This window comes from Methanoculleus sp. UBA208, assembly GCF_002498065.1.
GTDB lineage: Archaea > Halobacteriota > Methanomicrobia > Methanomicrobiales > Methanoculleaceae > Methanoculleus.
Genome location: NZ_DAFZ01000001.1, coordinates 1 through 499, shown reverse-complemented (window position 1 = coordinate 499; position 499 = coordinate 1). Strand labels below are relative to the sequence as shown.

1 protein-coding gene and 1 pseudogene are annotated in these 499 nt (G+C 57.3%); both read left to right on the top strand.

Annotation, left to right across the window (positions count from 1 at the left end; genetic code table 11):
- Nucleotides 1–256: UPF0058 family protein (locus BRA62_RS00010; RefSeq protein ID WP_292363978.1), on the top strand; the 256-nt coding region annotated here is incomplete at its 5' end.
- A 3-nt stretch (nucleotides 257–259) separates the two neighbouring features.
- A pseudogene (locus BRA62_RS00005) lies at nucleotides 260–499 on the top strand (tRNA uridine(34) 5-carboxymethylaminomethyl modification radical SAM/GNAT enzyme Elp3); the annotation flags it as partial.

The window sequence follows — 499 nt, the reverse complement described above, 5'->3', positions numbered from 1 at the left end:
AGAGCTGCTCCACTTACACATGCTGTTAGTCCACGTCAGAAAGTACTATGAAAGTACCACGGGAGAGGATGTCCCAACCGACCAGTACAACGCTCTCCACATCTCACCCGTCCATATCCATAAGAATAAGGTAACGCATAAAAAGGCTATTCTTACCCTGGGCGACGAGATCGTCCACCACATCAGGGCCCACCACAATCCTTACATCGAATACCACGCCGATTTTCATTCCGAACGGATTGCAACCGAACACTAAACGATGAACGATACCGACACTCTCCGGGAGATCATCTCCCGCATCCTTTCTAGCGGGCCCGGCCCTGCCGGGATCCAGAAGATTAAGCTCGACGTCTGCCGGGAGCACGGCGTCAGCATGCCCAAAAACTCCGCCGTTCTCGCCGCGGCCACGCCCGAAGAGCGCGAACGGCTCCGGCCGCTTCTCCTGGTCAAACCCACGCGGACCATCTCCGGGGTGGCCCCCGTCGCGGTGATGACCTCG